This is a genomic window from Bacillus sp. SIMBA_005 (assembly GCF_046535585.1).
Taxonomy (GTDB): domain Bacteria; phylum Bacillota; class Bacilli; order Bacillales; family Bacillaceae; genus Bacillus; species Bacillus pumilus.
The window spans coordinates 1-276 of record NZ_JAWRWI010000307.1; the positions used below are offsets into that span (position 1 = coordinate 1).

The 276-nt window shown below is 72.5% G+C and carries 1 protein-coding gene; it reads left to right on the plus strand.

The features are described 5' to 3' along the window. Positions 1 to 276, plus strand: a 276-nt coding sequence (locus SB660_RS20240) for a DNA translocase FtsK (RefSeq protein WP_410584096.1), incomplete at both ends; no start/stop codon positions are given.

The window sequence follows — 276 nt, forward strand, 5'->3', positions numbered from 1 at the left end:
GGCTTCGCGAAGGCCGGTCGTCTGATGGATCTGCTGGAGTCGCGGGAGATCGTCGGCCCGTCGGAGGGTTCGAAGGCGCGCGACGTGCTCGCGACTGCGGAGCAGCTACCGCAGGTGATGGCCAAGCTCCGCGGCGAAGACGCTCCCGCCGCGGCTCCGGCGCCTCCCGTGACATCGGCCGCGTCCGCGGCTCCCGCGCATGATCCGGTCGAGGCGCAGTACAGCGGGCTTCCGGTGGTGGAGGCCGAGGGCGACGAAGACGCCTGGGGCCTGACG